Source organism: Pseudoduganella flava, assembly GCF_007830495.1.
Lineage (GTDB): Bacteria > Pseudomonadota > Gammaproteobacteria > Burkholderiales > Burkholderiaceae_D > Rugamonas > Rugamonas flava.
This window is the reverse complement of sequence record NZ_VLKW01000029.1, coordinates 1-2,723: the sequence shown is the minus strand read 5'-3', so window position 1 is coordinate 2,723 and position 2,723 is coordinate 1. Positions and strand designations below refer to the sequence as shown.

Genomic DNA, 2,723 nt, shown 5'->3' with positions numbered 1-2,723 from the left:
TGATCGGCGTTCTCGGTGACCACGTCGCCGGCGTTGTCGACCACGTAGGTATCGTCGCCCTTGCCGCCGGCCAGCTGGTCCGCGCCAGCCAGGCCATCGAGCAGGTCGTTGCCGTCCGTGCCCACGATGTTGTTTGCGTCCGGGCTTGCGGTGTTCTCGTGCACCTGCTCCAGGCTCTTCTCGCCGTCGGCGAAGATCACGGCCTCCACGTTGCGCAGCGTGACCTGCTCATGCGTCGTCAGGTTGATCAGCACCGTGTCGGTCGTCGTCGGCCGCTGGCGTGCGTAGTCGGTGAAGTTCCCCTGCACGACCACGTTGTCCTTGCCCTCACCGCCATCGACCAGGTCGACGCCTTCGCCCGGCAGCAGGCGATCGTCGCCGGCGCCGCCCAGTAGCGTGTCGTTGCCGGCGCCGCCCTGCAGCTCGTCGTTGTCCGCTCCGCCATCGAGCTTGTCATTGCCGCCGAAGCCTTGAAGGACGTCGTTGCCCGCCGCGCCCGAGAGCACGTCGTTGCCGCCCGCGCCGTCGATCTGGTTACCGGCCCCGTTGCCCGTGCCGGTGAAGGCCGCAGTGCCGTCGTAGACCAGCTTCTCGACGCCGTTTGTCAACGTGTAATTCGTCAACGTCGTGATGACCTTGTCGTCGCTGTCGTTGCCCTCTTCGACCACCTTGTCGCCGGCCGCGTCGACGTAGTACGTATCGTTGCCCGTGCCACCCGTCAGCGTGTCGCTGCCCTTGCCGCCATTGAGGGTGTCGTTGCCGGCGCCGCCGGTCAGCGCATTGGCCGCATCGTTGCCGGTGATGACGTTGTCGAGCGCGTTGCCGGTGACGTTGACCGCGATCGATGCGGCTGCGGTGACGGTCGCGTTCTCGACGTTTTCCGTCATCGCGTACGTGCCCTTGGCTGTGAAGGCGACGTTGACCAGATCGATGCCTTCGTCGGCGTTCTCGATGACGATGTCGCCGGCGTTATCGACCACATAGGTGTCGTTGCCCTTGCCACCTTTCAGTTCGTCGGCGCCGGCCAGGCCGTTCAGCAGGTCGTTGGCGTCGGTACCGGTCAGCTTGTCGTTCGCGATCGACGCGACGTTGTCGTACAGCTCGACGAGCGTCTTCACGCCGTCGCTGAACTGCACCTGCTCGACGTTCTTCAGCGTGATCGTCTGGTTACCTTTCACGAGCACCAGGTCGGTCGCGTTCGGGCGCTGGCGCGCGTAGTCGGCAAAGGCGCCAGTTGCGACATAGGTATCGCTGCCCGCTGCGCCGTCGATCGTCTCGTTGCCGGTGCTGCCCGTGATCGTGTTGGCCAGCGCGTTGCCGGTGGCGGCAAACGCCGTGGTGCCGGTGTAGACGAGGTTTTCCACTTCGGCCGCCAGCGTGTATTTGGCCAGCGCGGTGCGCACGGTATCGGTCCCGCCGTCTTTCAGTTCAGTGACGGTGTCGCCGGCGTTATCGACGTAGTACGTGTCGTCGCCTGCGCCGCCGATCAGCTTGTCGGCGCCGCCCTGGCCGTCGAGCGTGTCGTTGCCGGCGCCGCCGGTCAGCGTGTTCGCCGCGGCGTTGCCGGTCAGCGCGTTGTTGGCTGCGTTGCCGGTCAGGTTGACGGCTCCCTTGCCGGTGACGATGCCGTTCTCGACGTTGTCGGCCAGCGTGTAGGTGCCCGACGCCAGCGCCACTTCGGCCGTATCGGTGCCTTTGTCCACGCCCTCTTCGATGACGTCCAGTGCTTCGCCGATCACGTAGGTGTCGTTGCCGGCGCCGCCGGCCATCGTGTCGTTGCCCAGGCCGCCGTTGATCGTTTCGGCGGCTTCGGTGCCGCGCAGGTAGTCGCCGAAGTTGGTTGGCTCGTTCGGGTACAGGTCCTTCAGGTCCACCGTGCCGTCGGCGAACGCGATCTTCTCGATATTGCGCACGGTGACAGATTCACCGGTGCGCGTGAACGTCGTATCCGTCGCCGTCGTGCGCTTGACCGTGTAGTCGGCGCGGTTGCCGGCCAGGATCGCGGTGTCGTCTTCTGTGCCGCCGTCGAGCACGTCGGTGCCGCCGTTGCCGGCCAACGTGTCGTTGCCGCTCATGCCGGACAACGTGTCGTTGCCGGTGCCGCCAATGATCCCGTTGGCTTCCGCATTGCCGGTGCCGGCGAACGCCGCGGTGCCCGTATAAACGAGATGCTCGGTGAACGCGCCCAGCGTGTACTTCGCCAGCGTGGTCCGCACGGTGTCGCTCCCGCCATCCTTCGCTTCGGTGACGGTGTCGCCGGCATTATCGACAACGTACGTGTCGTCGCCCGTGCCGCCGATCAGTTTGTCGGCACCGGCCTGGCCGTCGAGCGTGTCGTTGCCGGCACCGCCCGTCAGCGTGTTCGCGGCGCCATTACCGGTCAGCGCGTTATTGGCAGCGTTGCCGGTCAGGCTGACCGCGCCCTTGCCGGTGACGATGCCGTTTTCGACGTTGTCCACCAGCGTGTACGTGCCCGAGGCCAGCGCCACTTCGGCCGTGTCGGTGCCGTTGTCGGCGCTCTCTTCGATCACGTCCAGCGCTTCGCCGATCACGTACGTGTCGTTGCCCGCACCGCCGGCCATCGTGTCGTTCCCAAGGCCGCCATTGATCGTTTCGCCGGCATCGGTGCCGCGCAGGTAGTCGCCGAAGTCAGTCGGCTGATTCGGGTACAGGTCCTTCAGGTCCGCCGTGCCGTCGGCGAACTCGATCTTCTCGATATTGCG

The 2,723-nt window shown here is 66.0% G+C and carries 1 pseudogene; it reads right to left on the bottom strand.

The annotated features are described in order from the left end of the window. Nucleotides 1-2,723: pseudogene (locus IP92_RS29750) on the bottom strand (calcium-binding protein); the annotation flags it as partial.